At 63.0% G+C, this 24,715-nt stretch carries 27 protein-coding genes; 14 read left to right on the plus strand and 13 right to left on the minus strand.

Features of this window, described 5'->3' with window-relative positions; genetic code table 11:
* Window positions 1-11: 11 nt before the first annotated feature.
* Window positions 12-1,202, plus strand: coding sequence for an adenylate/guanylate cyclase domain-containing protein (locus AMK00_RS06160; RefSeq protein ID WP_064809889.1), 1,191 nt, complete (start codon window positions 12-14; stop codon window positions 1,200-1,202).
* A gap of 163 nt (window positions 1,203-1,365) precedes the next feature.
* Window positions 1,366-2,199 (plus strand): ammonia-dependent NAD(+) synthetase, encoded by an 834-nt coding sequence (nadE, locus tag AMK00_RS06165; protein WP_012483130.1) that lies wholly within the window; start codon window positions 1,366-1,368, stop codon window positions 2,197-2,199.
* Between the two features lie 9 nt (window positions 2,200-2,208).
* On the opposite strand, the gene gstA is transcribed toward nadE, so the two are convergent.
* Window positions 2,209-2,892, minus strand: a complete 684-nt coding sequence (gene gstA, locus AMK00_RS06170) for a glutathione transferase GstA (protein ID WP_064811659.1) — start codon at window positions 2,890-2,892, stop codon at window positions 2,209-2,211.
* 115 nt (window positions 2,893-3,007) lie between these two features.
* Between gstA and AMK00_RS06175 the strand changes: the two genes are divergently transcribed.
* Window positions 3,008-3,625: a TetR/AcrR family transcriptional regulator gene (locus tag AMK00_RS06175; RefSeq protein WP_064801219.1), complete on the plus strand. Its 618-nt coding sequence runs from the start codon at window positions 3,008-3,010 to the stop codon at window positions 3,623-3,625.
* Here the strand turns inward: AMK00_RS06175 and AMK00_RS06180 are convergent.
* Window positions 3,587-4,861: a multidrug efflux MFS transporter gene (locus AMK00_RS06180; protein WP_064809890.1), complete on the minus strand. Its 1,275-nt coding sequence runs from the start codon at window positions 4,859-4,861 to the stop codon at window positions 3,587-3,589. The genes AMK00_RS06175 and AMK00_RS06180 overlap by 39 nt on opposite strands.
* A gap of 113 nt (window positions 4,862-4,974) precedes the next feature.
* Between AMK00_RS06180 and AMK00_RS06185 the strand changes: the two genes are divergently transcribed.
* Window positions 4,975-5,316, plus strand: a complete 342-nt coding sequence (locus AMK00_RS06185) for a nuclear transport factor 2 family protein (protein WP_064809891.1) — start codon at window positions 4,975-4,977, stop codon at window positions 5,314-5,316.
* Here the strand turns inward: AMK00_RS06185 and AMK00_RS06190 are convergent, their stop codons facing one another.
* The 3 genes from AMK00_RS06190 to AMK00_RS06200 all read right to left on the minus strand — a co-directional run bounded on the left by AMK00_RS06190 (window position 5,317) and on the right by AMK00_RS06200 (window position 7,249).
* A complete protein-coding gene (locus AMK00_RS06190; protein WP_064809892.1) occupies window positions 5,317-6,048 on the minus strand; it encodes a sulfite exporter TauE/SafE family protein in 732 nt (243 codons plus the stop codon). It abuts the gene before it with no gap.
* Between the two features lie 59 nt (window positions 6,049-6,107).
* The gene (locus AMK00_RS06195) at window positions 6,108-6,761 is read right to left on the minus strand and encodes a class I SAM-dependent methyltransferase (protein WP_064801226.1); all 654 of its coding nucleotides are present in this window, start codon (window positions 6,759-6,761) and stop codon (window positions 6,108-6,110) included.
* Window positions 6,762-6,922: 161 nt separating this feature from the next.
* Complete coding sequence (locus tag AMK00_RS06200) at window positions 6,923-7,249, minus strand: hypothetical protein (RefSeq protein WP_064809893.1); 327 nt, start codon at window positions 7,247-7,249, stop codon at window positions 6,923-6,925.
* 213 nt (window positions 7,250-7,462) lie between these two features.
* Between AMK00_RS06200 and AMK00_RS06205 the strand changes: the two genes are divergently transcribed.
* Both AMK00_RS06205 and AMK00_RS06210 read left to right on the plus strand, forming a co-directional pair.
* Window positions 7,463-8,065, plus strand: a complete 603-nt coding sequence (locus tag AMK00_RS06205) for a superoxide dismutase (protein WP_004672907.1) — start codon at window positions 7,463-7,465, stop codon at window positions 8,063-8,065.
* A gap of 135 nt (window positions 8,066-8,200) precedes the next feature.
* The gene (locus AMK00_RS06210) at window positions 8,201-9,046 is read left to right on the plus strand and encodes a metallophosphoesterase (protein WP_064809894.1); all 846 of its coding nucleotides are present in this window, start codon (window positions 8,201-8,203) and stop codon (window positions 9,044-9,046) included.
* A 384-nt stretch (window positions 9,047-9,430) separates the two neighbouring features.
* Here AMK00_RS06210 and AMK00_RS06215 read toward each other — a convergent pair whose 3' ends face one another.
* Complete coding sequence (locus tag AMK00_RS06215) at window positions 9,431-10,123, minus strand: helix-turn-helix transcriptional regulator (RefSeq protein ID WP_064809895.1); 693 nt, start codon at window positions 10,121-10,123, stop codon at window positions 9,431-9,433.
* Window positions 10,124-10,253: 130 nt separating this feature from the next.
* On the opposite strand from AMK00_RS06215, the gene AMK00_RS06220 reads away from it, so the two are divergent.
* Entirely contained in the window at window positions 10,254-10,889 is a 636-nt protein-coding gene (locus AMK00_RS06220; protein ID WP_064809896.1) for a LysE family translocator, read from the plus strand.
* 116 nt (window positions 10,890-11,005) lie between these two features.
* On the opposite strand, the gene AMK00_RS06225 is transcribed toward AMK00_RS06220, so the two are convergent.
* The 3 genes from AMK00_RS06225 to AMK00_RS06235 form a co-directional block, all read right to left on the minus strand.
* Window positions 11,006-11,908, minus strand: a complete 903-nt coding sequence (locus tag AMK00_RS06225; protein ID WP_064809897.1) for an MBL fold metallo-hydrolase — start codon at window positions 11,906-11,908, stop codon at window positions 11,006-11,008.
* Window positions 11,909-12,032: 124 nt separating this feature from the next.
* Window positions 12,033-12,641 carry an NAD(P)-dependent oxidoreductase gene (locus AMK00_RS06230; protein ID WP_064809898.1) on the minus strand — a complete coding sequence of 203 codons (609 nt, stop codon included), beginning with the start codon at window positions 12,639-12,641 and terminating at the stop codon, window positions 12,033-12,035.
* A gap of 28 nt (window positions 12,642-12,669) precedes the next feature.
* Window positions 12,670-13,338 (minus strand): DsbA family protein, encoded by a 669-nt coding sequence (locus tag AMK00_RS06235; RefSeq protein WP_064809899.1) that lies wholly within the window; start codon window positions 13,336-13,338, stop codon window positions 12,670-12,672.
* Between the two features lie 96 nt (window positions 13,339-13,434).
* Between AMK00_RS06235 and AMK00_RS06240 the strand changes: the two genes are divergently transcribed.
* The 3 genes from AMK00_RS06240 (at window position 13,435) to AMK00_RS06250 (ending at window position 15,978) form a co-directional block, all read left to right on the plus strand.
* Complete coding sequence (locus AMK00_RS06240; RefSeq protein WP_064809900.1) at window positions 13,435-14,316, plus strand: LysR family transcriptional regulator; 882 nt, start codon at window positions 13,435-13,437, stop codon at window positions 14,314-14,316.
* 191 nt (window positions 14,317-14,507) lie between these two features.
* Window positions 14,508-14,951: a c-type cytochrome gene (locus tag AMK00_RS06245; protein ID WP_064809901.1), complete on the plus strand. Its 444-nt coding sequence runs from the start codon at window positions 14,508-14,510 to the stop codon at window positions 14,949-14,951.
* Between the two features lie 112 nt (window positions 14,952-15,063).
* Window positions 15,064-15,978, plus strand: a complete 915-nt coding sequence (locus AMK00_RS06250) for a cytochrome c (RefSeq protein WP_064809902.1) — start codon at window positions 15,064-15,066, stop codon at window positions 15,976-15,978.
* 24 nt (window positions 15,979-16,002) lie between these two features.
* Here AMK00_RS06250 and AMK00_RS06255 read toward each other — a convergent pair whose 3' ends face one another.
* Window positions 16,003-16,632 carry a glutathione S-transferase family protein gene (locus AMK00_RS06255; RefSeq protein ID WP_064809903.1) on the minus strand — a complete coding sequence of 210 codons (630 nt, stop codon included), beginning with the start codon at window positions 16,630-16,632 and terminating at the stop codon, window positions 16,003-16,005.
* A gap of 42 nt (window positions 16,633-16,674) precedes the next feature.
* The gene (locus tag AMK00_RS06260; protein WP_064801253.1) at window positions 16,675-17,169 is read right to left on the minus strand and encodes a GNAT family N-acetyltransferase; all 495 of its coding nucleotides are present in this window, start codon (window positions 17,167-17,169) and stop codon (window positions 16,675-16,677) included.
* Window positions 17,170-17,447: 278 nt separating this feature from the next.
* On the opposite strand from AMK00_RS06260, the gene dmeR reads away from it, so the two are divergent.
* The 3 genes from dmeR to bla all read left to right on the plus strand — a co-directional run bounded on the left by dmeR (window position 17,448) and on the right by bla (window position 19,784).
* Window positions 17,448-17,720, plus strand: a complete 273-nt coding sequence (dmeR, locus tag AMK00_RS06265) for a Ni(II)/Co(II)-sensing transcriptional repressor DmeR (protein WP_064801255.1) — start codon at window positions 17,448-17,450, stop codon at window positions 17,718-17,720.
* 19 nt (window positions 17,721-17,739) lie between these two features.
* The gene (gene dmeF / locus AMK00_RS06270; RefSeq protein ID WP_064809904.1) at window positions 17,740-18,729 is read left to right on the plus strand and encodes a CDF family Co(II)/Ni(II) efflux transporter DmeF; all 990 of its coding nucleotides are present in this window, start codon (window positions 17,740-17,742) and stop codon (window positions 18,727-18,729) included.
* A 149-nt stretch (window positions 18,730-18,878) separates the two neighbouring features.
* Window positions 18,879-19,784: a class A beta-lactamase gene (gene bla / locus AMK00_RS06275; RefSeq protein ID WP_064809905.1), complete on the plus strand. Its 906-nt coding sequence runs from the start codon at window positions 18,879-18,881 to the stop codon at window positions 19,782-19,784.
* A 28-nt stretch (window positions 19,785-19,812) separates the two neighbouring features.
* Here bla and AMK00_RS06280 read toward each other — a convergent pair whose 3' ends face one another.
* Window positions 19,813-20,052, minus strand: coding sequence for a DUF1127 domain-containing protein (locus AMK00_RS06280; protein ID WP_064809906.1), 240 nt, complete (start codon window positions 20,050-20,052; stop codon window positions 19,813-19,815).
* Window positions 20,053-20,227: 175 nt separating this feature from the next.
* Between AMK00_RS06280 and AMK00_RS06285 the strand changes: the two genes are divergently transcribed.
* The gene (locus AMK00_RS06285; protein WP_064809907.1) at window positions 20,228-22,234 is read left to right on the plus strand and encodes a BTAD domain-containing putative transcriptional regulator; all 2,007 of its coding nucleotides are present in this window, start codon (window positions 20,228-20,230) and stop codon (window positions 22,232-22,234) included.
* 25 nt (window positions 22,235-22,259) lie between these two features.
* Here AMK00_RS06285 and AMK00_RS06290 read toward each other — a convergent pair whose 3' ends face one another.
* Entirely contained in the window at window positions 22,260-24,599 is a 2,340-nt protein-coding gene (locus tag AMK00_RS06290) for a glucose/quinate/shikimate family membrane-bound PQQ-dependent dehydrogenase (protein WP_064809908.1), read from the minus strand.
* Between the last annotated feature and the right edge of the window lie 116 nt (window positions 24,600-24,715).

A 24,715-nucleotide genomic window follows, 5' to 3' on the forward strand; every position in this document is an offset into this window, starting at 1 on the left:
GAGAAGAAGCCATGACAACCGCAATCTATGCTCCAGCCGCCGAACGGCAGACCGATGCCGTCGGCACCGGCGCGCTGCTTGCCATCATCGAATGGCTCTCCGGCGATGAATGCCACGCGCTCGACGAAGCAGGCCTCGTTTCCGGCCTCGGCCGCAGGCTTCAGGCGCTCGGCCTGCCGGTCGACCGGCTGACCCTGCATCTGATGACGCTGCATCCCGAGCTCGTCGGCCGCACCATTGCCTGGGCGCCGGGCGAGCCGGTTGAGATCCACGACCGCGAACATGGCGCACGGGTCGCGATATCAAACACGCCGCTGCGCAAGGTCATGGAAAGCCGGGAACCACTGGTGGTTGGCCCCGGCGAAAGCGTGCACGGCCGCTGGCGGCATATCGACGTTTTCGCCGATCGCGGTCTGATGCAGCTTGTCATCGCGCCGCTCTGCAATATCGATGGGCCGGTCGGCGCCGCCGTCTTCGGCACGAGGCGGCCGGCCGGCTTCACAGCCTCCGAACGCCAGGTGATCGAGCGCATTCTGCCGGCGCTGCGCAACACCAGCGAGCTGCGCATTCTTCGCCAGGTCGAGCTCAGCCTGCTCGACACCTATGTTGGCCCGCTGACCGCAAGCCGGATCTTGGCCGGCCGCATCCGCCAGGGCGAAATCGAATCGATGGAGGCCGCCCTGCTGCTCTGCGATCTGCGCGGCTTTACCGAGCTGTCGAATAAACTCCCCGGCGGCACCGTGCTTGGGCTTCTCAACGCCTATTTCGATCGGGTTGTCCCGGCCATTACCCGGGAAGGCGGCGAAGTGCTGAAATTCATGGGCGACGCCGTGCTTGCCTTCTTTCCCGGCTACGCTGCGGCCCATGCCTGCGGCGCGGCCCTGGCATCGGCCCGCGCCATCCTCGATGAGCTCGACCGTTTCCAGTACGACGGCATCGGCGTGAAGGCCGGCATCGCCCTGCATTACGGCGAGGTCAGCTACGGCAATATCGGCTCCGGCCGCCGCCTCGACTTCACCCTGATCGGCCGCGACGTCAACTTGGTCAGCCGCATCCAGACCGCCTGCAGTGAATTGGGCGCGGCCTTGCTGATGTCTGAGCCATTCCGAGAGAAAACCGGGGCAGGGGATGTGATGTCGGTCGGGGCACAGGGGCTGAAGGGGTTTGCCGAGCCAGTGGAGCTGTTTACGATTGTACGGTAGGTGTGCGGCAGCCGGCGAAACCAGTCTGTCCGTCTTTGACCTGTTCGAGCCTCGCCGCCCACTTGCATAAAACGCATGGCAGGTCTGCCCGAAACGGCTTCGTCTTCCCCCATCTTTTCGCCATAGTGGCGCCGGAATTCCGTAAGCCGGGAGGAGGAGCTTAATGACTGTGCTGTTCGACGAACAAGCCGAGATCATCCGCGAACTGGGTGTCGCCACCGAGATCGATCCGGAGCGGGAGATCCAACGGCGAACCGCTTTCCTCAAGGATTATCTCGTCGGCTCGGGCATGCGCGGCTACGTCCTCGGCATCAGCGGCGGCGTCGATTCGCTGACGGCGGCTTTGCTGGCTCAGAAAGCGGTGCGCGAGCTGCGTGACGGCGGCTATGCGGCCGAATTCATCGCCGTACGCCTTCCCTATGGCGTCCAGGCGGATGAGGCCGATGCGGTGAAGGCGCTTGCAACGATCGACCCTGACCGCTCGATGGTGGTCAACATCAAGGCGGCGGCGGATGCGATGCTGGCCGCCGCTCAAGATGGCGGCCTTGCCTTCGCCGATGCCGGCCGACAGGATTTCATTCTCGGCAATATCAAGGCCCGCCAGCGCATGATCGCCCAGTTCGCTTTGGCCGGCGCGCTCGGCGGCCTCGTCATCGGCACTGATCATGCGGCCGAAGCGGTCATGGGTTTCTTCACCAAATTCGGTGATGGCGCCGCCGACATCCTGCCGCTCGCCGGCCTCAACAAACGCCGGGTGCGCCTGCTGGCAAAGCGGCTCGGCGCGCCCGACGAGCTGATCTTCAAGGTGCCGACCGCCGATCTCGAAGACCAGCGGCCGCTGCGCCCCGACGAGGAGGCATATGGTGTCAGCTACGACGAGATCGATGATTTCCTCGAAGGCAAGCCGGTCGGCGAGATCGCCCGCCGCCGGATCCTTGCCGCCTATCGGGCAACCGCCCACAAGCGCGCTTTGCCGGTGGCCGTCAACGCGCTCTGAGGGGCAAGCTCAGGGCTGGACCGGCGAACCCGTCCAACCCGACGAGGCGAGATAGGCATTCGGCGCGAAAAAGACGCCATCGACATCGAAGGCCTGGAGGTCTTCGGCCCGCAGTGCTTCGCGCACCTTCGGGCGGGCCGCCACACGGGCCATGAAACCGTGCAGCGCCGGCCATTGCTTGAGATCGATCTGCGTCCAGGGGGACCAGTTCAGGCAGACGAAGAGATAGGCGTCCGCCACGGTGAAGGCCTCGCCGGTCAGATAAGGTCCGGCAAGACGGCCGCTCAGCCAGGAAAGCCGCTTCGAGACCTGGGCGCGAACCCGGTCATGCACGCTGGCATAAGCCGGCTCGAACAGCAGCACCATCGGCTTGTGCAGCTCGGCGGATATGAAATTCAGATAGGATTGCACCTCGTTGCGTCTGAGGTTGCCGACCTCGGGCAGCATCGCCGCACCTTGCGGCACGCTGTCGGCGAGGAACTGTGCGATCGCCGGTCCCTCGGTCAGCACCTTGCCATCGTCGAGCATCAGAGCCGGCACATAGCCGTTGCCGTTGATGGCGAGATAGTCCTTGCCGTCGCTCGTCCGGTGGGTTTCCCTGTTGACCTCGACAAGCTCGATATCGAGCCCCAGCTCCCGGCAGACGATATGCGGTGAAAGCGAGCAGGCCGCGGCGTTCATATAGAGTTTCATGGCAATTTCCTCTCTCATGCAGGCGGTCGAGGCCGCCCGTTCGATATCATTGAACATCTGTACTGTTTCGCATAAAATAGCCTTCGTCAAGAATTTAATGCGAAACGGTACAAATATGAAGGATGAGAAGAAGCGCGGCCGCCCGAGGGCTTTCGACGCCAAGGCAGCGCTCGGCAAGGCGCGGGACGTCTTCTGGGACCGGGGCTTTGCCGCCGCCTCGCTCGATAATCTGAGTGCTGCGACCAACCTCAACCGCCCGAGCCTCTACGGCGCCTTCGGCGACAAGGAGGATCTCTATCTCGATACTTTGGAGGCTTATCGCCGAGACGGCATGGACGCGCTTGCCCAAGCGCTCGACCCGTCGCTGCCGCTGCGCAACAATCTCGCCCGGGTCTATGAAAGCGCGCTGGCGATCTATCTTCACGGTGCAACGGCCGCCCGCGGTTGTCTGCTGATCGGCACGGCGACGGCCGAGGCGGTCGAGCGTGAACGGGTCCGCGAGGTGCTCGGCCGCAGCCTCAGCGATTTCGACGGCGAGATCGAAAAGCGCATGCGCCTTGCCGTTGAACGCGGCGAGCTTCCCGAGAGCGCCGATCCGCAGATGCTGGCAAGGCTCGCCTCCGCCGTCATGCATTCGCTCGCCGTGCGCGCACGCGCCGGCGACAGCCGCGAGACGCTGGAGGCGATCGCCCGCTCAGGCGTCGAACTGATCTGCGGCAGCGCGCGAAGCTGATCCCGCTCCGGTCTCAGTTGTTTTAGGCCGCACTATCCAGGCATAGGCGCCGCCGGCGAGAAGCAGCACCGCGGTGCCGAGGAAAACCGCCCGCATGCCGACATGGCCGCCGACAAAGCCGCCGAGGATGGGACCGGCCACCTGGCCGACATATTGCGAGGACACGGACAGGCCGAGAATGCTGCCGGCCGCACTGTCCGGAACGCTGTGGCGGATGACGGCGGCGATGCAGGGCAGGAGCCCGCCGAGCGCGGCCCCCATCAGGAAGCGCAGGACGATCAGCTGCCAGGAACTGGTGACGAATGCCTGCGGAATCAGCAGCAGCCCGGCGACGGCGAGCGCGCCCGATATGACCGGCCAGTGGCCGATCCTGTCGGCGAGCCTGCCGAGCCGGGAGGCCGAAAGAATGCTGCCGAGCGCGGCGGCCGACATGACGAGACCCGAGATCTTCGTCACTTCAGTGGCATCAGGCACGATCTGCGCGACATAGACGGTGATGATCGGTTCGATCGACATATTGGCAAACATCAACAGCATGCCGGTCGCCAGCATGGCAACGACAGGGCCTTTATCGGGAATGGATTTCCAGCCGCCGCTTGCCTTGGCCGCCTGTTTGCGGGCCGGCGACTTCTCCTCCTTGATCAGCAGGGCGGTGGCGAGAAAGGCGAGGAAGATCATCGCTCCGGCAGCGAGAAACGTGCCGCGGATGCCGATAACAGGCGGCAGCACCCCGCCGATCAGCGGCCCGACGAGATTGCCGGCCATGATGCCGCAAGAAAGCACGCCGAGCGCCCAGGCCGAACGCTCCTTCGGCGTCTGCGTCGCCACCAGCACCATCGAGCCGGAGGAGTAGCCCCCGGCGAGCCCGACGAAGAGGCGCAGCGCCACCAGCTGCCAGACATTGCCGGCCATGCCCATCAGCGAGATCGCCAGCGTCATGCCGAGGCTGGCGCGCACCAGCATCAGCTTGCGGCCGTAAATGTCGCCGAGCCGCCCCCAGAGCGGCGCGACGAGCGCGGCGGCCAGGAAGGTGGCGCCATAGGCGATGCCCGACCATTGCACGATCGCCGCATGGTCGGCCACGCCGAGCTCCTCGACATAGAGCGGCAGGAAAGGCAGCAGCAGCGTCATCGCCACGATGGTGGTGAAGGAGCCGATCAGCGAGACGGTGAGGTTGCGCTTCCAGTGGATCGAGCCTGCCTTGACGCTCACCGCGTCCAATTGCGTATCGGTCATTCCCTGCCTCGACTTCGATCACGGGGCGCAATTGCGCCGAAACTGGATCATTTGAGGTAAATGTGCTAGAGGTACTGATTGCGTGATGCAATCGGTTAATCGGAGGATATGCCATGAACGATATGCGCACGAGGCAGCAGACCGTCCGTGATCTCTACGCCGCCTATCTCGAAGACCGCAAGGATATTGTCGGCGCCATGCTGACCGAGGATTTCACCTTCTCCAGTCCGCGTGACGACCATATCGACCGGGCTGCGTATTTCGAGCGCTGCTGGCCGAAGGAGCCGTTGTTCCCCCGTATCGACATCGAGTTCCTGGCAATCGACGGGAACGAGGCCGCTGTTCGCTACCGCGCCCAAAAACTGGATGGCGCAAGCTTCGGCAACATGGAGAGCCTTCGCTTCCGCGGCGGCAAGATCGCCTCGGTCGAGGTTTATTTCGGACGGGATCTGTAGTTAGAAAATTCGCAGCGCCGACGTCGTGATGATGACCATCGAGACCGCTACCATCAGCGGCCGCACCGGCAGCCGCTTGACGAGGATGGCGCCGAAAGGAGCGGCGATCACGCCGCCGATGATCAGGCCGATCGCCGAATTGAGTTCCGACCAGCCGAGCGTCAGGATGAAGGTCAGCGAAATCGTCAGCGTTACAGCAAATTCGGTGAAGTTGGTCGAGCCGATCACCCGCTTCAGATCATGGCCGCGCCCGATCAGCGTGCTGGTGACGACGGGTCCCCATCCGCCGCCGCCGATCGCATCGAGCATTCCGCCGCAAAGTCCGACAGGCGCCACCGCCCAGTCGCGCACTTCGCGCCTGGATGGCGGCCGGAACGCCTTGTAGAGGATCAACAGGCCGATCGCGATCAGATAGGCCGACACGAAGGGCGCGATCACCTTGCCGTCGATATTGGCCAGCAGATAGGCGCCGATCGCCCCGCCGATCATGCCGGCAGGCGCCAGCCGCGCCACCAGCCGCCAGTCGACATTGCGATGATAGGCATGTGAAATGCCGGATGCCGCCGTCGTGAACATTTCCGTTACATGCGTCATGGCGCTGGCATTGGCCGCAGGCACTCCGAAGGCCAGCAGGCTCGTGGTCGACAGTACGCCGAAGGCCATGCCAAGCGCGCCGTCGACGATCTGCGCGCAGAAGCCGACGGCGATGAAGAAGAAGATATCCGATGTCATATAGTCCCCTCAGACGAACGATAGCATCAGAATCCGCGATGCGTGAGAAACTTTTGACCTCAGGCCGAAAGTCCGCGCTGCTTCAGCCGGACGATCTTGAAAAACCCGTTCGGAAAGACCGGCAGAATATCGGTCGTGGAAAAATCGCCGCGACGTTCGGCCCAGGCGAGGATGCGGTGGATGCGGAAGGCGGAGGACCAGCCGATGTGACGCACCAGCGGCGCCACCGCCGCCTCGATCGCCCCCTGCAGGCCGGCGCCGTCGCCGAGCTTGCTGGCGAGAATGATCTCGCCGCCCGGCCGCAGCACCCGGGCGCATTCGTCGAGCGCCCGCTCCGGCTCGGGAATCAGCGTAATGACGAAGGGCAGGCAGACCGCGTCGAAAGACTGGTCGGCAAAGTTCAGCGCATGCGCATCCATCACCTCGAGCGCCTGCACATGCTCCAGCTTCTCGCGCTGCACCTTCGCGCGCGCTCGTGCGATCATATGTTGCGAAATGTCGATGCCGGTCACTCGGCAGCGGCCGGGATAATGTCCGAGCGTCAGGCCGGTGCCGACGCCGATTTCCAGAATATCCGTGCCGGCCGCAGCGGCAAGCGCGGCAAGTTTGCGATGGCCGTCGCGCAGGATGCCGCGATAGACCCGATCATAGACGGGTGCCCAGCGCTGATAGATTTTCTGCTGATCTTCCGCCCGGTTGCGAAGCTCCGACATGCCAATATCTCCCCTGCGCCGCCCCGAAAACCGGAAACGATTTTCGGAAAGCATCATGCATTTATCGCAAACATAGAGCGCCTCAGCGCCTCTCACAGGCGCGCGGCGCTCTAAAAAAACCAGAAGTTCAACTCCTAAGGGTGGGCTTGGGTTCCGCCAGCCTATTTCGCCGGCGCGAGTCCGAGCGTCTTCGCGTCCATCTCGCTGCCGATTTCAACGGTTTTTGTCTGCTTGTCGTAAACGCAGATCTGCGCGACGAACTCCTTGGCGCCCTTCGGTTTTCCGGTCACAAGGGCCAGACCATAACGCGAGGTGCCGAAGGGATCGACGGCGGCAGCCGGCTTGTCGAGCGCCACCGCCGCCTGCCTGCATTTGGCGTCCACATCCGCCGCCAGCTGTTTCCAGGCCTCTTCGGAAGAGGCCTGCGCCGCAGCGGCCGGGCAAAGAAACGCCGCTGCGGATAGAAGCTGGATTATATTCCTGTTCATCTCGAATCTCCGTTGATCTCAGTGGCCGGCGGAATGGTTTTCGGCGCCGCTATCCCGCGGAATTTTCTCATGCGATTCCAGCGCGGCAACTGAGGCAAATTTTCCTTCGGCGGATCGTTTTTTGATATTTCGCCGGTTGCCTCTCCCCCGTTCCCCTCCTATGTTCCGCCTCACCTGCCGATGACGCAATCTATTGCCAAGAGGAGATCTGACATGGCTTTCGAATTGCCTGAACTTCCCTATGATTACGAAGCCCTTGCCCCCTTCATGTCGAAGGAAACGCTGGAGTTTCACCACGACAAGCACCACAAGGCCTATGTGGACAACGGCAACAAGCTCGCCGCCGAAGCCGGCCTTTCGGATCTGTCGCTCGAAGACGTCGTGAAGAAGTCCTTCGGAACCAATGCCGGCCTCTTCAACAACGCCGCGCAGCACTACAACCACATCCATTTCTGGAAGTGGATGAAAAAGGGCGGCGGCGGCAACAAGCTGCCTGGCAAGCTGGAAGCGGCTTTCGCCTCCGATCTCGGCGGCTACGACAAGTTCAAGGCCGATTTCGCCAATGCCGGCGCCACCCAGTTCGGCTCCGGCTGGGCCTGGGTTTCCGTCAAGAACGGCAAGCTCGAAATCTCCAAGACCCCGAACGGCGAGAACCCGCTCGTCCACGGCGCCACTCCGATCCTCGGCGTCGACGTCTGGGAACACTCCTATTACATCGACTATCGCAACGCCCGCCCGAAATACCTCGAAGCCTTCATCGACAGCCTGATCAACTGGGACTACGTCCTGGAGCGCTACGAAGAAGCCACGAAGTAAGCGGTGCGAGGCTGCCGCCATCGGCGGCGATCTCTCAGCTTCCTTGATTTGCACCCGGCGTTCCCCGAACGCCGGGTGTTTGTTTTCACATCCCGCCGTCACATTCCTGTCACCGGCCGATCCTAACCACGCCCCATGTCCATGTCCGCTCATCCTGTCTTCCGCTTCGGTATCATTGCCGATCCGCAATATGCGGCCATTCCTCCGCATGCGGCCATGGACCGCTACTATGCCAACAGCCTCGCCAAGGTCGCCGAGGCGATCGAGGCCTTCAACGGCTGGGAGTTGAGCTTCGTCATGACGCTCGGCGATGTCATCGACCGCAGCTTCCAGAGCTTCGACGATATCGTGCCGGTCTATGAGAGGCTCCGGCACGAGGCGCTCTTTCTGCTCGGCAATCACGATTTTTCCGTCTCCGCGGGGCATCTGTCCGAAGTTGCCGCACGTCTCGGCATGCCGTCGCCCTATTACAGCTTTTCCCGTCACGGCTGGCGCTTCATCGTGCTCGACGGCAACGACGTCAGCACCTTTGCGCCACCCGAAGGCCATCCGCACCGCGCCCTTGCCGCGCAAATGCTGACCGCGCTGGAGGCGAAGGGCGCCAGGAATGCGCATCGGTGGAATGCTGCGCTGAGCGACGCGCAGTTCGCCTGGCTTGGCGATCAAATCGCAGGGGCGGCCGCGGCCGGCGAGAAGGTGATCGTCATGAATCACTATCCCGTGCATCCGCCGAGTGAGCACTGCATGTGGGACAGCGAGCGCATCGTCACGCTGCTCGCCTCGCACGACAATGTCGTCGCCTATCTCAACGGCCACGACCACGTCGGCAATTACGGCAGGCTTGGCGGATGCCACTTCGTCAATTTTAAGGGCGTGGTCGACACCGAGAACGAAAACGCCTTCGCTATCGTCGAGGTCCATACAGACCACATCGCTGTCCGCGGCTTCGGCCGGGAAGAGAGTCGGACGCTGGTTTATTAGGCTGGGAGAGACTGCCGATAAAGGTCGGCCAACTCCCCCTTATCTCATGCTCGGGCTTTACCGGCTCTATAACAGAAATTGACCGAGATATGCGGAGTGCCTCCGCGAAGAAGCGCCCAACCCGCCAACGGTGAGTTTGGCGGAACGCACCCTCATTCTCCGTCATCCTCGGCCTTGAGCCGAGGATCCATGCCCGCTGCTAATAGGGGTCGGCGTGGATCCTCGGGTCAAGCCCGAGGATGACGGAGGAGGGGGCAGATGTCGGCGGTCCTTTGGCGGCGTCGAGGATGCGCCAGGCAAGAATGCGCCTTCCCGGGCCGCATAGCGCTGACTTCTTGCTCGTGCCTCAAGCGTTGCCAGACCTGTTTGCACAAACGCCCAATATTACCTCACCGCCGCCTTCTCCGCCCACCCACTCGTCCACAACTCCCGCAGCCGGTCGCCGTCGCCCTTGAAGAATGCCTCGGCGGCCGCGCAGCGCTCCACCCGGTCGCTGCGGAAATTGCGGATCGCCTGGCGCAACTCGCACCAGGCGACGATATTGGCGGTCTGCGAATAGTAGATCAGCGCGATCGGCTGGATCGTCCGCTCGCTGGCGCGGCCGAGTTCGTCGCGATAGCCGAGCGTCAGCTTGCGTTCGTCGCGGATCGCCCGGCGCACGATTGCAAGGTCGAAACCGGCCGGCTGCGCGGTCGAGCCCCAGGCATAAAGCGCCTTGGTGTCCATTGCCTGTCGCAGCGGCGGCGGCACGGCGCCTGATATCTTCCGGTTGACGCGGCGGGCGGCCTGCTTCAGTTCCTCGTCGGCCGTGCGTTCGAGCAGCGCCAGCGACAGCACGATCGCCTCCATCTCCTCGATCGAAAACATCAGCGGCGGCAGGTCGAATCCCGGCCGCATGATATAGCCGATGCCGCGCCCGCCCTCGATCGGCACGCGCATCGCCTGGAGCGCGGCGATATCGCGATAGATCGAGCGCACCGTCACCTCGAGCGTCTCGGCCATCACAGCCGCCGTCATCGGTTTTCTGGCGAGCCGCAGGATCTGAATGATCTCGAAAAGCCGCGAGGCCTTGCGCATTTTGCCTCTCCCATCCCTCACGCTCCTGACAATACACTGTCAGTTGGGTTTGCGTATAGAGCCGCCTATCGGATTGAAATCTATCGGGGTCTTTGAAAACGGCCCTCGGAACGACAAGGCGGTAACTGACATGAATTACCACGAAAACCTCTGGCTTTTCTTTACCCTTCTCTTCGGCATCATCATCGTGCCGGGCCTGGACATGCTTTTCGTGCTCGCCAATGCGCTGACCGGCGGTATCCGCCGGGGACTGGCGGCAACCGGCGGCATCATGGCGGGGGGTGCCGTGCATTCGGCCTATGGCGCGGCCGGAGTCGGTGTGCTCGTCACCATGCTGCCGCAGCTCTTCAATGTGCTGCTCTTTGCCGGCGTCGCCTATATGATCTGGATCGGCATTTCGCTGATGCGCAGTTCGATCACCGTCGAGGCGGTCGGGCCGGCAACAGCGCACTCCGGCTGGCGCGCCTTCCGCCAGGGCGCCGTCACCTGTCTGATCAATCCCAAGGCCTATATCTTCATGTTCGCCGTCTATCCTCAGTTCCTGAGGCCGGAATTTGGCCCGGTCTGGAAGCAGGGCCTGATCATGGGCGCCATGACTGTTGCCACCCAGTTCGCCATCTACGGCACGCTGGCGATGACCGCCGGCCGCAGCCGCGATCTTCTCGTCGCCAATCCCGATGCCACGGCCTTTGTCGGCCGCTGCGCCGGGCTGCTCCTGGTCGCAGTCTCCGCGCTCAGCCTCTGGCAGGGGTGGAAAAGCGCCTGAGCCGGCTGTGCCTGATCGCCGTCACTGATATTAGAAAGCAAACTTCGCTCACGGACGCCTCCACGGCGGCCACGGCCGGAACTCGCGGCTCGGATCATCCGCGAGTCCCGCTGTTGTCACTGCCAGGTCATCTCGCCCTTGGCGACTTTCGCCCCCAATTCCAGCGAAATCGGCATGGCAGCGTCGGGATAGAGTTTTTTCATCGCTGTGATCAGTGCCTTGGAGTCTGGGGCCTTGGCGGCCGCGGCGTCGAATGCGATCAGGTAATCGCGCGTGTAGCTGACGCCGGAAGCATCCATCGGCCAGCTGGGAGTGCCGTGACCCGGTACGACGATCTTGGGCTTGCGGGCGAGGATGGCGTCAAGCGCCGCCACCCAGGCTTTTCGTTCGTCGACGGTCGGGAGATCGGCGACCCAGGGATACATGCCACCGAAGACAGGCACGCCGCCGAACACGGCGCTGAGCGATGGAACCCAGATATAGCGACCGCGATCCTTCAGACCCGGCGCGGTGACGATCTCGAGCTTCTCGCCGTCGACCGTCAGCGTGTCAATGTCGCTTGCTTCCGGGAAAATGAGCTCGGAGACCGCCTTCGGACCGTTGTCGCCCAGAACAGGCGACCAAGCCTTGATCTTGCCTTCGGCCTTCTCTCGCATCAGGTCGACGGTGTCGCGCGCTGCGAGGATGCGGGCATCCGGGAAGGCCTGATGGACGGGTGCGAGACCGAAATAGTAGTCGGGATCGTTGGTGGTGATATAGATCGTGGTGAGGTTTTTGCCGCTGGCCTTGATGGCATCGGCGACGACCTTGCCGTCCGAATAGCTGAAGCTCGAGTCGATGAGGACGGCCTCCGTCTTGCCGGTCACAAGGACCGGGGCGCGCAGGAAGCCCGCTTCGCTCGTCCTGAACGCCGTCCATGACAATGGAGACTTCTCCTGCGCCACGCCGGATGTGGCGAGCGGGATCATGATGGCCGCGGCTGCGGCGATCGTCTTGAGGGTGGTGCGTCTGGTGATCATCATAGGTTTCCGAGGTTTTGGGATCAGTCTAATTCCGCCTTCGAGGCAGAGAGGACCTGCCGCAGCCGGCAGCCGAACGGTGTCGACCACGCTGCGGCAAGGGATTCGGTCTGGGGAGATCGGATTAGTAGCCGACGGTGAACCGCTGCCTGACGTGGGCCGGAGCTTCGATTTCGTCAGCCAGCGCAATGGCGAAGTCCTCGAAGGAAATGCTGCTGCCGTGTTCGTTCGTCAGCAGTTCGTCCTTGCCGAGGCGGAAGGTGCCGGTCCGCTCACCGGGGCCGAATGCGGCCGAAGGCGACAGGAAGGTCCAGTCCAGGTCTTTTTCACCCTTGAGCTTGTTGAGGTAATCGACGCCGCCCTGCGCTTCGGATTTGTAGATTTCCGGAAATTTGGGCGTGTTCACGAGGAGAACACCCGGAGCGACTTCGAGGCTGCCCGCCCCGCCGACCACATAGTAGCGGCGAACGCCGGAGGCCTTGACTGCGCCAAGCAGCTTGCCCGGATCGCTGGCGGAGAAATGCACCGAGCTGATGACGGCGTCATGCCCCTCCAAGAGTTTTGCCAGAGCGTCAGGCGCCTCGATGTCGCCGGCGGCGGCGGTGACATCAGGCAGAGAGGCGACCTTGGCGGGGTCTCGGGCAATCGCGGTGACGCTATGGCCGCGAGCCGACAATTCGGACAGGATGCGGGAGCCGGCCTGACCGGAGGCTCCGATGAGAGCGATTTTCATGATGGTACTCCTGGTTGGGATTGATGTTTCAGGCGACGGCGCAGAGCTCGTCGAGTGCCGCGACGAGATGAGCCGGACCTTGATAGAGCGCCTCGCCGCTCAGCACGTGCGCATCGCCGTTGATGCGGGCGACGAGCTGCGGAACGCCGCGAATGCCGAGGATATTCATCCGACGCTGGGTCTCTTCCATCCGCTCCAGCGTGCGCTCGCTGAGAGCGGGGTCGTTCCGGAGCTTCCCGGCAAAGATCTCAGCGCTTAGTTCGACGCCATGCTCGGCAGCCACCTGAACGGCGACCGTCGCCACTTCCTGAACGTTGGAAGTGTCGCGTCCGTCGACATAACGCGCGATCTGGATCGCATGCAGGAAACGAGGCTCGAGGTGCGTGGCGTGCTCGCCAAGTGCGGTGAGCGCAAGCGTCGCGGGTCCCGAGTCGAAAACGCCATTCGGCGCCAGCAGGACCTTCTGGTGGTACTCCTCGGAGAAGCGCTGTCCGGTGAGAACCTCGATCCTCTGGTCGTTGCGCCAGGCATGATCTGATATCGACGAGATTGGCCTTGCTCCGACGAAAAGGCCGGAGGGGAGCATCCTGAGGCGATCTGGAAATCTGTCGGCAAGACCAGCCAGCGCCGGGGCGCTTGCGTAGCACCAGCCGCAGAAAGGGTCGAAGAAATATTGAAGTTCGATATCGGTGGTCACTGCGATCTCCCTGTGTTTGAGAGAGATATAATGTTGCGCGGATCAAAGATAAACGTCACTATAGTCGACAGAATGTTGCATAAATCGAGCGAATAGATGGATCGGATCATTGCCGCGAAAGTGCTCTTGAAGACTGTCGAGCGCGGCAGCGCTTCGGCTGCGGCCGAAGAACTGGGCATGTCCCGAGCGATGGCCTCGCGCTACATCGGGGCCATGGAAGACTGGTCCGGAACGCGGCTGCTCCACCGCACGACGCGACAGCTCAGCCTGACATCGGCGGGCGAACGCGTTCTCGACATGTGTCGGGACATCACCCGTGTTGCCGACGCGGTGACTGAGGTCGCAAACCATGCGGAGACTCCGCACGGTCTTCTCAGGGTGACGGCGCCCGCCATCCTCGCCGAGGCGCAGCTCATTCCCCTTCTTTCCGATTTTGCCGACCTCTATCCGCGCATCAAGGTCGACTTACAAATTTCCGATCGAGCGATCGATCTCGTGCAGGACCGCATCGATCTGGCGATAAGGATCGCCAACCGCCTGGATCCATCCTTGATCGCAAAGCGGCTCGGACAGTGCTCGTCGCTGCTCTATGCCTCGCCGCAGTATCTCGAGAAATACGGAATTCCGACAGGACCGGAGGATCTCGACCGCCACAGGTGCCTTACTTACACCCATCTTGGAGGCACGGAATGGTCGCTGCGGAGTTTCGATTCTCAGATCGTTATTTCGGTGGAAGGAACCTTCCAGACCAATGACGCTGTCGCCCTGCGCCGCGCCGCTCTGTCCGGTCTCGGCATCGCCATGCTGCCGCGTTTTGCCGCCGATCAGGAGGTTCAGGCCGGCAAGTTGATTGTCGTCCTGCCGGCATGGCAGCCGGCCACGCTGGGCATCCATGCCCTGTATGTTTCCCGTAAGCACCTGCCAATGGCTGCCCGAGTCCTCATCGACTTCCTGGCAACGAGGCTGGCGGATGTATAGGATTTCCCGGTTTGGGATAACGCGTACCGGTGGCGGCCTGTCTCGGACCGCCCGGGTATGTTCGCTGTTTATCACATTGTTTTTATGACGATCCGGCAAAACGTGACTGTCTTGCGCCATGGATTTTGTCATGCTCCCGGTGCAGATTGGCCATCGGCCGCCTTGGCCTTCAGAAAATTGGAGAGGAACACATGAATTGGAAAGCAGTAGCTGCCGCCGCAGCGATGGCAGGAATAGCCTTCGGTTCGGTGACCGCCGCCGATGGCACCCATGATTCGCGCATTGTGCTCATGAAGAAGATCGGCGGTTCGGCGGGTGCCATGGCCGCCATTGCCAAGGGCGAGAAACCCTATGATGCCGAGACGGTAAAGACGGCGCTGACGACGATTGCCGCAACCGCCAAAGTTTTCCCCGATCAGTTCAAGCCGGGCAGCGATATGAACGATCCCGAGGTCAGCCCGAAGGTCTGGGAAAACATGGACGACTTCAAGGCGCGTGCCGCGAAGCTCTCCGCCGATGCCGAGACCGCGCTGGCGCAGCTTCCGGCCGATCCCGCCGCCGTCGGTGCCACGCTGAACACCCTCGGCGCCAATTGCGGCGGCTGTCACAAGGCCTATCGTATCAAAAAGGACTGATAGGCCGTCCACAGCAATTTCAGCAAGGGCGATCCGTGCCGCCTTGCCGCCGGCGCGGATCGCCTTATGTGGGATCGCCCGGCGCGGGTGTCGGCAAGAGGGGAGGCGGCGCATGGTCCGCAGGTTCATCCGGTTACTGCTTTGTCTGATCGGCGTCGCGGTCCTCGGCGGCGGCGCTTTCTATCTCGTCACCGCGCCAGATCCGCTGCCGGAGACCCATTGGGCCGGGCTCGGCGCGCCGGATCCGGCAAATGGTCAGATGGTGTTCTGGGCGGGCGGCTGCGTCAGCTGCCATTCGGCCCCCGGTTCCGAAGGCGATGCCCGGCTGACGCTTTCGGGCGGTCTGGCGCTGAAGAGCCCTTTCGGCACCTTCCACGTGCCGAACATCTCGCCCGATGAAAAGGCCGGCATCGGCGGCTGGACGCTCGCCCAGTTCGGCAACGCCATGAAGCGCGGCGTCGGCCCCGGCGGCGAACATCTCTACCCGTCCTTTCCCTATGGATCCTATAGCAGGATGAGCGACAAGGACGTCAACGATCTCTTCGCCTTCCTGAAGACCCTGCCGAAGAGCGCCAACGTCGCGCCCCCGCACGAACTGCCCTTTCCCTACAACATCCGGCCTGCACTCGGCGGCTGGAAATTCCTCTATTTCAATGATCAGCCGCGGGTCGCGCTCGCCAAGAACGATGACAAGATCAAGCGCGGACAATATCTCGTCGAAGGCCCCGGCCATTGCGGCGAGTGCCACACGCCGCGCAATGCGCTCGGCGGTTTCCAGGCAGATCAGTGGCTTGCCGGCGCGCCCAATCCGGAAGGCAAGGGCCGCATCCCCGATATCACCCCGGCTTCGAAGAGCACAAGCAGCTGGAGCGCGGCGGATATCGCCAACTACCTCGAAACCGGCTTCACGCCCGATTTCGATTCCGTCGGCGGTTCGATGGTCGACGTGCAGCAGAACATCGCCCGCCTGCCGGCTGCCGACCGCGAGGCGATCGCCGCGTATCTCAAGGCCGTGCCGGGGCGTTAGCACCTTTGCAAAACCGGCGCCTCTTTACAGGGAGGTGGGGCCTGGCATCAAATCATAGGGATGGCGCCAGCCGGGCATGTTGCTGATCCGGTCTTTCCAGGCTGCGATGGCCGGATAAGCGCTGTGATCGATCCCGGTTTCCTCCGGCATGAAGACGTAGCCTGCCAAGGAGAGGTCTGCGATTGTCAGCCGGTTGCCGACCATAAAGGCCCGGTGGGCAAGGTGGCCGTCGACAATTGCATAGGCAGCCTTGGCCCGCAGCCTCAAAAACTCGACGACCGGTGTCTCGCCGCTCTTCTGAAGGCCGTAGATGAACCGCAACGTCGCGTAATAGCTCGTGAATTTATGGTTGTCGAAAAGGATCCAGCGCATGATCTCGCGCCGTTCTTCGGCTGTCTGCGCCCCAAACTGCCCCGTTACCTCTGACAAGTAGTCGAGGATGACCCCCGATTGGCTGATCTTCGTTTGCCCATGTTCGAGCACGGGTGCCTCGCCCTGTTCGTTGATGGTTTCTCGCCATTGTTCGGTTCGCGTTTCACCGCCGAGATAATCGACGAAAATGCTCTCCCACTCGATGCCGGCAAGGGCAAAGAAGAGGGCGACCTTGTAGGCGTTCCCCGAGAGAGCAAAGCAATGGAGTTTGAAGTCAGGCATGAAATCTCCTCGTAACAACAAAGACTTAGACCCGCAACGCGGTTAAGCGATCGACTGCATGTAACGCATGCCGGTCACCGGCCTCGGCGTGAAATCCATCTGTTCGTAGAAGCGGTGGGCGAGCACATTGCCGGTCGCGGCGCTGACGGAGAGGTAGCCGCAGCCGGCATTGCGCGCCGTCTCGCGGGCGCGGTCGACGAGCAGCTGGCCGGTGCCGTGGCCGCGATGGCCGTCGCGCACGAAGAGATGGTGCAGGTCCATGCCCCGTTTGCCTTCCTGCGCCCTGTAGAGTGGCACGAGAATCGCGTAGCCGATCAGCCCTTCGCCGGTTTCGGCGACAAGCGCGGTGATCCACGGCAGCGGGCCGAACAAGTCGCGCTCCAATTGCTCCGGCGTCGCGGCGGCCGCATCGCCGTGATGGGCAGCAAGCAGGGCGATCATCTCGTTGAGCTCGGGCAGATCGCGCGGCTTGGCGGCGCGGATCGTCACTACCGATGGGCGCATCAGTGAGATTTCGCTGTCTTCAATTTCGGTCATGGTCTTCGCGTCCTTTGATAATCTGCCGTCAGGACGCTGCCGATACAACAAAGCCGCCTGACGGCGGCTTGTTGACAATATGATCTGTCCGGCCGCCCTTTACAGGTACAGCCAAAAATACGAGCGGCTCTGGTGCACGTTCTTGATCATGCAGCATCCATCGCCGCAAACGTGGCATTTGTCAATGGCGTGAGCGCATGACGCTGAAACATGTCAGACCCTTGAATCCGGCTGAGAACCTCAATAGGATACCCCCCTATGCTACACGAAGGTCTGCGATGTCTCACACCAGCCTGCAGAAGAAGAAGCTTGTTGCCCGCGTCAGCCGCCTGAAGGGGCAGCTCGAAGCAGTCGAGCGGGCGCTCGAGGCTGAACGCCCCTGCGGCGAAATCCTGCAACTGCTCGCCTCCATTCGGGGCGCGCTGACCGGGCTGACTGGCGAGGTTCTGGATGATCACCTGCGCGAGCACGTGCTCAATGCCGAGGACGACAGAGCCCGGGCCGAGGCGGTCGAAGAAATATCTGAAGTGCTGAGAACCTATATCCGCTGATGAGAGAAGGACCCTGGGAATGAATGCCGGGATCGGGAAAGTCGAAGTGAAAACCCTCGAACACGATCATGTGTTCCTCGGCGCCGATCATCTGCGCAACGAGCGCCGCATCTGGCTGGTGATTGCGCTGACGACGGTGATGATGGTGGCGGAAATCGCCGCCGGCACCGTCTACGGCTCCATGGCCCTCGTCGCTGATGGCTGGCATATGTCCACCCATGCCAGCGCTCTTTTGATTTCCGCGCTCGCCTATCTCTTTGCCCGCCGGCAGGCGCGCAATCCGCGCTTCACCTTCGGTACCGGCAAGCTCGGCGATCTCGCCGGCTTCGCCAGCGCCATTGTCCTTGCCCTGATCGCCTTGCTGATGGCCTGGGAGAGCCTGCTGCGCCTGTCCAATCCGGTGCCGATCGGCTTTGCCCAGGCGATCGCCGTCGCCGTCATCGGCCTTGCCGTCAATCTCGCCAGCGCCTGGCTGCTGGCGAGCGGCGGTCATGCCGCGCATGCTCATCATGCGCACGCGAATGGGCACCACGCGCATCACCACGGCCATGGCAGCCACGGCGACCATGCCCACCACGGCGAGACCGGCGACAACAATATCCGGGCCGCCTATCTGCATGTGATGGCCGATGCTCTCACGTCAGTGCTCGCCATCGCGGCACTCACCCTCGGCAGCCTCTATGGCTGGCTCTGGCTCGATCCCATCATGGGCATCGTTGGCGGCCTGGTGATCGCCAACTGGTCCTGGAGCCTGCTGAAATCATCCGGCGGCGTCCTTCTCGACGTCGTGCCCGAAGGCGAGACGCTGCCCAGCGAAATCCGCCGGGCGATCGAGACCGAGGAGGATCGGATCACCGATCTGCATGTCTGGCAGGTCGGCCCCGGCCATCATGCGGCAATCGTCGCCGTCGTCACCTCGCAGCCGCGCGACCCGGCCTTCTACAAGGGCCGGCTTTCAGCGCTGGAAGAATTGTCGCATGTGACGGTCGAGGTCACGCGCGCCGCCTGATCGGCTGCGGTGGAGCACGAAATCGCCGCCACCCAACAAGGCTGCAGCTGCTGACAACAAGTTGCAGCGGCTGACAACAAGTTGCAGCGGGGACGAGATGCCGCCGCAATCGGTCCTTAGCTCTATTCTCCGAATCGTCGGAGGAATTCATGGATCTCAGCCTTACTCGCCGCACGCTGATCGGCACGGCACTCTGCCTGCCTGCTTTGGGCCTGTCCACGCTGGCGCTTGCGGCCAATGCACAGGAAACTGCCGGGGAGGGCGACGACAATATCGAGCATCGCCTGGCCGCGCTGGAAAAACGCACCGGTGGACGTCTCGGCGTCTCGGTGCTCGACACCCAGACGAGCATTTCCTTCGGCTATCGCGCCAGCGAGGCCTTTCCGATGTGCAGCACCTTCAAGGCGCTGGCCGCAGGCTTCGTCCTTGCCCGCGTCGACAAAGGGCAGGAGAGCCTCGAGCGGCGGGTGACCTATGGCAGGGACAAACTCGTCGACTATTCGCCGCTCAGCGAAAAACACGCCGATACCGACGGCATGACGATCGCCGAACTCTGCGAGGCGGCGGTGACGGTCAGCGACAACACCGCCGGCAACCTGCTGCTCGAGAGCTTCGGCGGCCCGCCGGCGCTGACCGACTGGTTGCGCTCGATCGGCGACGGCACGACCCGTCTCGACCGCACCGAACCGACACTGAACGAAGGCCGGAAGGACGATCCGCGCGACACGACGGCACCCGACGCGATGCTCGATACACTTGGCAATCTGACGCTCGGCTCAGTGCTTGCTGAACCCTCCTCGGAGAGACTGATCGCCTGGCTGGTGGCAAGCACAACAGGCAAGGAGCGGCTGCGGGCCGGCCTGCCTCAGGACTGGAAGGTCGGCGACAAGACGGGTACCGGCCAAAACGGCTCCCTCGGCGACATCGCCGTCATCTGGCCGCCCGACCGCGGCCCGATCGTCGCGGCCGTCTATATCGCCGAGGCGACCGCGCCGGTGAAGGATCTCAACCCGATCTTTGCCGAAGTCGGCAAGATGATCACCGAGATGGTGTGACCCAGGAAATCGCTTCAGCAGCAATCGATTACCGCATCGACATCAAGTTCGTGATCAGACCCGCTTTGATGTCGAGCACCGGCCGATTGGCCTCCGGGTGACCGATGTCTCTCAGCTGATAGGGTGTCAGCTCTGCCAATTGTCTCCGGCTCGCGACCGCCCGTTGCCATGTCCTCAGGGCAGCCAACAAAATCGTTATGACGTTCATGAGACCAGCCATCCGCCTTGTCGGCGCGCTGACGATGGTCTGTGTTTCCGTATGGGCCATTTTCCGATCTCCCATCTGTGATGTGTGGGTGGAAATCTGCCATGCGGGCGTTTTCGGCCTGTTCGGCTGAGCGTGAAAGGAGAAGAAAACTTCGATACGCCGCCGCTAAATCGGTGTTAAATCCGTCTTCCCAAATGCTATTCTGCCAGCGGCGGTCCAAAGCTGGAGGCTTTCTGTGCGCATCAGGTTGCTAGGCGGTCTCGAGGTTACCTCCGGAGAAGGCCGGCAAGTCCGCTTCGCCACGCGCAAGGCGTCGCTGCTGTTTGCGGCCCTGGCCCTGGCAGGCCGCCGCGGCTGTCGCAGGGAGGTGCTTTCCGAAGTCTTCTGGCCGGGACGAAGCGATGAGCAGGCCCGCAATAGTTTGCGGCAGGCGCTGGTCGATATCAGGCGGTCGTTCCCGGCAGGCAGTGACGCCACCGCCTACATCGAAGGGGATCAGGAGACCGTGGCGCTGATTGTCGCTCCTGATGAAGTCGACATTTCACTCTTCGACCGGAAGCTGGGGACGGGCTCGAGCGCAGATCTCGCCTCCGCGGCGGATCTCTACCGCGGCGACCTGCTTGAAGGCGAGTCCATTCCGGACGAGTTGGGTGAGTGGTTCGCACCTTACCGGAGCACATATCAGCGCAAGGCGCTGCAGCTCGTGGAACGTTTGAGCCTTGCCCTCTTGGAACCAGGTTCCGCGGAAGAGTTGCCCTGTGAAGGACTTGCCGAGAGACTTCTCGCCTCCGACCGCACGGCGGAGGCTGCCCACAGGGCGCTGATGCGGATCCACACTCTCCGCGGCCACGAGAACATGGCCTTGCGCCAGTTCGAGACCTGCCGAGCTCTCCTGAAGAAGCATCTGGATGTCGAACCCGAAGCGGAGACGTCGTCCCTGGCCGCCTCGCTGCAACCGCGGCAGCGATCCGGTGATCCGCGGGCCACGCCCGCAATCGAGTTGCCGCTGCAGAGCTTCTTCGCTCCGGCGAAACATCATGATCGGCCATCCCTCGCGGTGCTGCCGTTTCAGAATTTGAGCGGCGATGCGGAACAGGAATATTTTGCCGACGGCATCGTGGAGGATATCACCATCGCTCTCGCGCAATTCCGCCACCTCTATGTCATCGCCCGCAATTCGAGCTTCACTTACAAGGGGCAGGCCGTCGACATAAAGCGGGTCGGGCGCGAGCTGGACGTGGATTATGTGGTCGAGGGGAGCGTGCGCCGCGCGGGTGACCGGCTTCGTATCGCCGGACAACTCATCGACACCTCGACCGGCGCGCATCTCTGGGCAGACCGTTTCGACGGGACGCTGGCGAACCTGTTCGATCTGCAGGACCAGGTCGCATCGAGTATTGTCGGCGCAATAACCCCGAAGGTGGAGGAGGCGGAGATCGAGCGCGCCAAACGCAAGCCGACCGAAAGCCTCGACGCCTATGACTATTATCTCCGTGGGCTGGCGGCCTTCGACCGGACGGTGACCAACAGATCGGTCGTCGACGAGGCCTTGCGGCTGTTCATGAAGGCGATCGAGCGCGATCCGGATTTTGCCATCGCCCATGCCCGGGCTGCGCGCTGCTACGCGACCCGCAAGAGCAATGGCTGGATGGTCAATCCCGCCAGCGAGATTGCCGAAGCGACCCGACTGGCGAGAAGAGCCGTTGAACTCGGCTGGGACGATGCAGTCGCGCTCTCCTACGGCGGATATGTGCTCGGTTATGTCGGTGGCGACCTCGATGACAGCGCGGCTTGTATCGATCGCGCTCTCTTCCTCAACCCGAACCTGGGCGCTGCGCTCGGCGTCAGCAGCTGGGTGCGAGCTTGCCTGGGCGAGCCGGACATTGCCATCGAACACGCCGCCCTCGCCATGCGCCTGAGCCCCTTGGATCCGCGCCTGTTTGCCTGGCAATTCAACACCGGGCTGGCTCACTTCTGTGCCGGTCACTACGACGATGCCGCCGCCTGGGCGGCAAAATCCCTGCGTCACCAGCCGAACTACCCGAGCGCGATACGCGTGATGGCGGCCGGCCAAGCCATGGCCGGGCGGAGCGCGGAAGCAGGGGAAACGATTGCGCGCCTGCGCCTGCTGGATCCGGCGCTTCGGCTTTCGAATCTCGCCGACATTCTCCCACCGTTCCGGCGACCGGATGACCGCAACCGCTATATAGAGGCCCTTCGTATGGCGGGGTTGCCGGAGTAGGCATGCGGCGAAGGAGACCTCGCCATCACGGCAGCGTATAGGCGATGACATAGTCGCCGGGCTTGGTGCCGACCGAGCCGTGGCCGCCGGCGACCATGACGACATATTGCTTGTTGTCGTCGGTCGTATAGGTCATCGGCGTTGCCTGGCCGCCGGCCGGAAGGCGTGCCCGCCAGAGTTCCCGCCCGTTGGTCACATCATAGGCGCGCAGGTAGTTGTCGACCGCAGCACCGAGGAAGGCGACGCCGCCCTTGGTCAGCATCGGGCCGCCGATGCCCGGCACGCCGACCTTGAAGGGCAGCGGCAGCGGCGTCATGTCGTGCACGGTGCCGTTCTTGTGCATATAGGCGATCTTGCCGGTGCGCAGGTCGACGCCGGCGACATAGCCCCATGGCGGCGCCTGGCAGGGGATCTGCATCGGCCCGAGGAAGGGGCCCATGAAGACGCCGTAAGGGGCGCCGTCATTGCGGTTCAGCCCCTGTTCGCTGCCCTTCTCGTCCTGGCCTCGCGGCGGAATGTCGGCGGCCGGCACCAGGCGCGAGGTGAAGGCGAGATAGGTCGGCATGCCGAACATTATCTGCCGCTCGGGATCGACCGCCACCGAGCCCCAGTTGAAAGTGCCGAAATTGCCGGGATAGACGATCGTCCCTTTCAGCGACGGCGGCGTGTAGCGGCCCTCATAGCGATAGCGGTGGAAATCGATACGGCAGAGGAGCTGGTCGAACAGCGACACGCCCCACATGTCCTTTTCCTTGAGCGGCTCGGGCGAGAAGGTGAGGTCGGAGATCGGCTGCGTCGGTGACGTATGATCGCCCGTGACCGCGCCGCCGGGCGCCGGAATTTCCTTGACCGGGATGATCGGCTCGCCGCTGCGCCGGTCGAGCACATAGAGATCGCCCTGCTTGGTGGGGCCGACGAGGGCGGGAACCACGCTGCCGTCAGGCTTGGTCAGGTCGATGAGCGCCGGCTGCGCCGGCACGTCCATGTCCCAGAGGTCGTGATGCACCGTCTGGCGCACCCAGCGCAGTTGGCCGCTGGCGATATCGAGCGCGACGATCGAGGAAGAGAATTTCTCGACATTGTCGCTGCGGTTGATGCCGAGCTGATCAGGCACCTGGTTGCCGAGCGGGATGTAGACCATGCCGAGCGCCTCGTCGACGCTGAAAACCGACCAGCTGTTCGGCGAGTTGGTCGTGTAGGTCTGGCCTGCGGCGATCGGCGTCGTCACGTCGGGATTGCCGGAATCCCAATTCCAGATCAGGGCGCCGGTCTTGATGTCGAAGGCGCGGATGACGCCGGATTGCTCCTCGGTGGAATAATTGTCGTTCACCGCCCCGCCGACGATGATCTTGCCGGCCACCGCCACCGGCGGCGAGGTGGAATAATAATAGCCGGCCGGATTGAAGCGCATGCCGGTTTCCATATGCAGCACGCCCTGATCGGCAAAGCCGGTGCAGACCTTGCCGTCGGCCGCATCGAGGGCGATCAGCCGGGCGTCCGAAGTCGGCAGGTAGACGCGTTCGGCGCAGGGCTGGCCGGCGGCGACATCAGGATCGGCATAATAGGTGACGCCGCGGCAGGTCTGGTGCTGCCGGTTGGGGTTCATGCCGGAATTGGCGTCGTATTTCCATTTCTCCTTGCCGGTCTTGGCGTCGAGCGCGATCGCCCAGTTATGCGGCGTGCAGAGATAGAGCGTGTCCTTCACCTTGAGCGGCGTCACCTGATAGGTCGTCTCGCTGATATCCTCCGGCCGCTTGACGTCGCCGGTCTGGTATCGCCACGCTTCCGTCAGCGTCGAGACGTTCCCGACATTGATCTGATCGAGCGGCGAGTAGCGCTGGCCGAAGGGCGTGCGGCCATATTGGTGCCATTCGCCATCCGGCACGCTGCCGCCGAAAGCCGGATTGGCGGCGACCGCATCCTTCGGCAGATCGCCGGCCAGATCATGCGGATCCGTCGTCATCGAATAGACGGCGACGAGGATAGCGAGAATGACAGGCACGACGAGCGGCCAGGGATTGGCGCCGTAGACGATGCCGGTTGGGCTGCGAAACCCGAGCGGCCGGCGGATCCAGGGGGTCAGCAGCCAGAGCCCGAGAAGAATGATCACCCCGCCGCGCGGGCCCAGCTGCCACCAGTCGAATCCCACCTCCCAGATCGCCCAGGCGAGTGCGGCGACGACGAGCACCGCATAGACCCAGAGCGCCACCGCCTTGCGCATCAGCAGCAGCGCTGCGGTGATGAGGAACATCAGGCCGGCAAACAGATAGAAGACGCTGCCGCCGAGCATGACGAGCCAGAGCCCGCCGCCGCCGAGCGCAACCCCGATGATGATGAAGAGAATGGAGGTGATGACGAGCGCCATAAGGCTGTCTCCCGCGTGGGTTAGCCGGGTGGGAACGGCGGGAAAAGGCCCGCCGGTCAGGCAGATAGAGCGAGGGAGATGCCTTTCAACGGCCGCATTTGCCGCAGCCGGGCGTC

It is taken from the genome of Rhizobium sp. N621 (genome assembly GCF_001664325.1).
GTDB classification, from domain to species: Bacteria; Pseudomonadota; Alphaproteobacteria; order Rhizobiales; family Rhizobiaceae; genus Rhizobium; species Rhizobium esperanzae.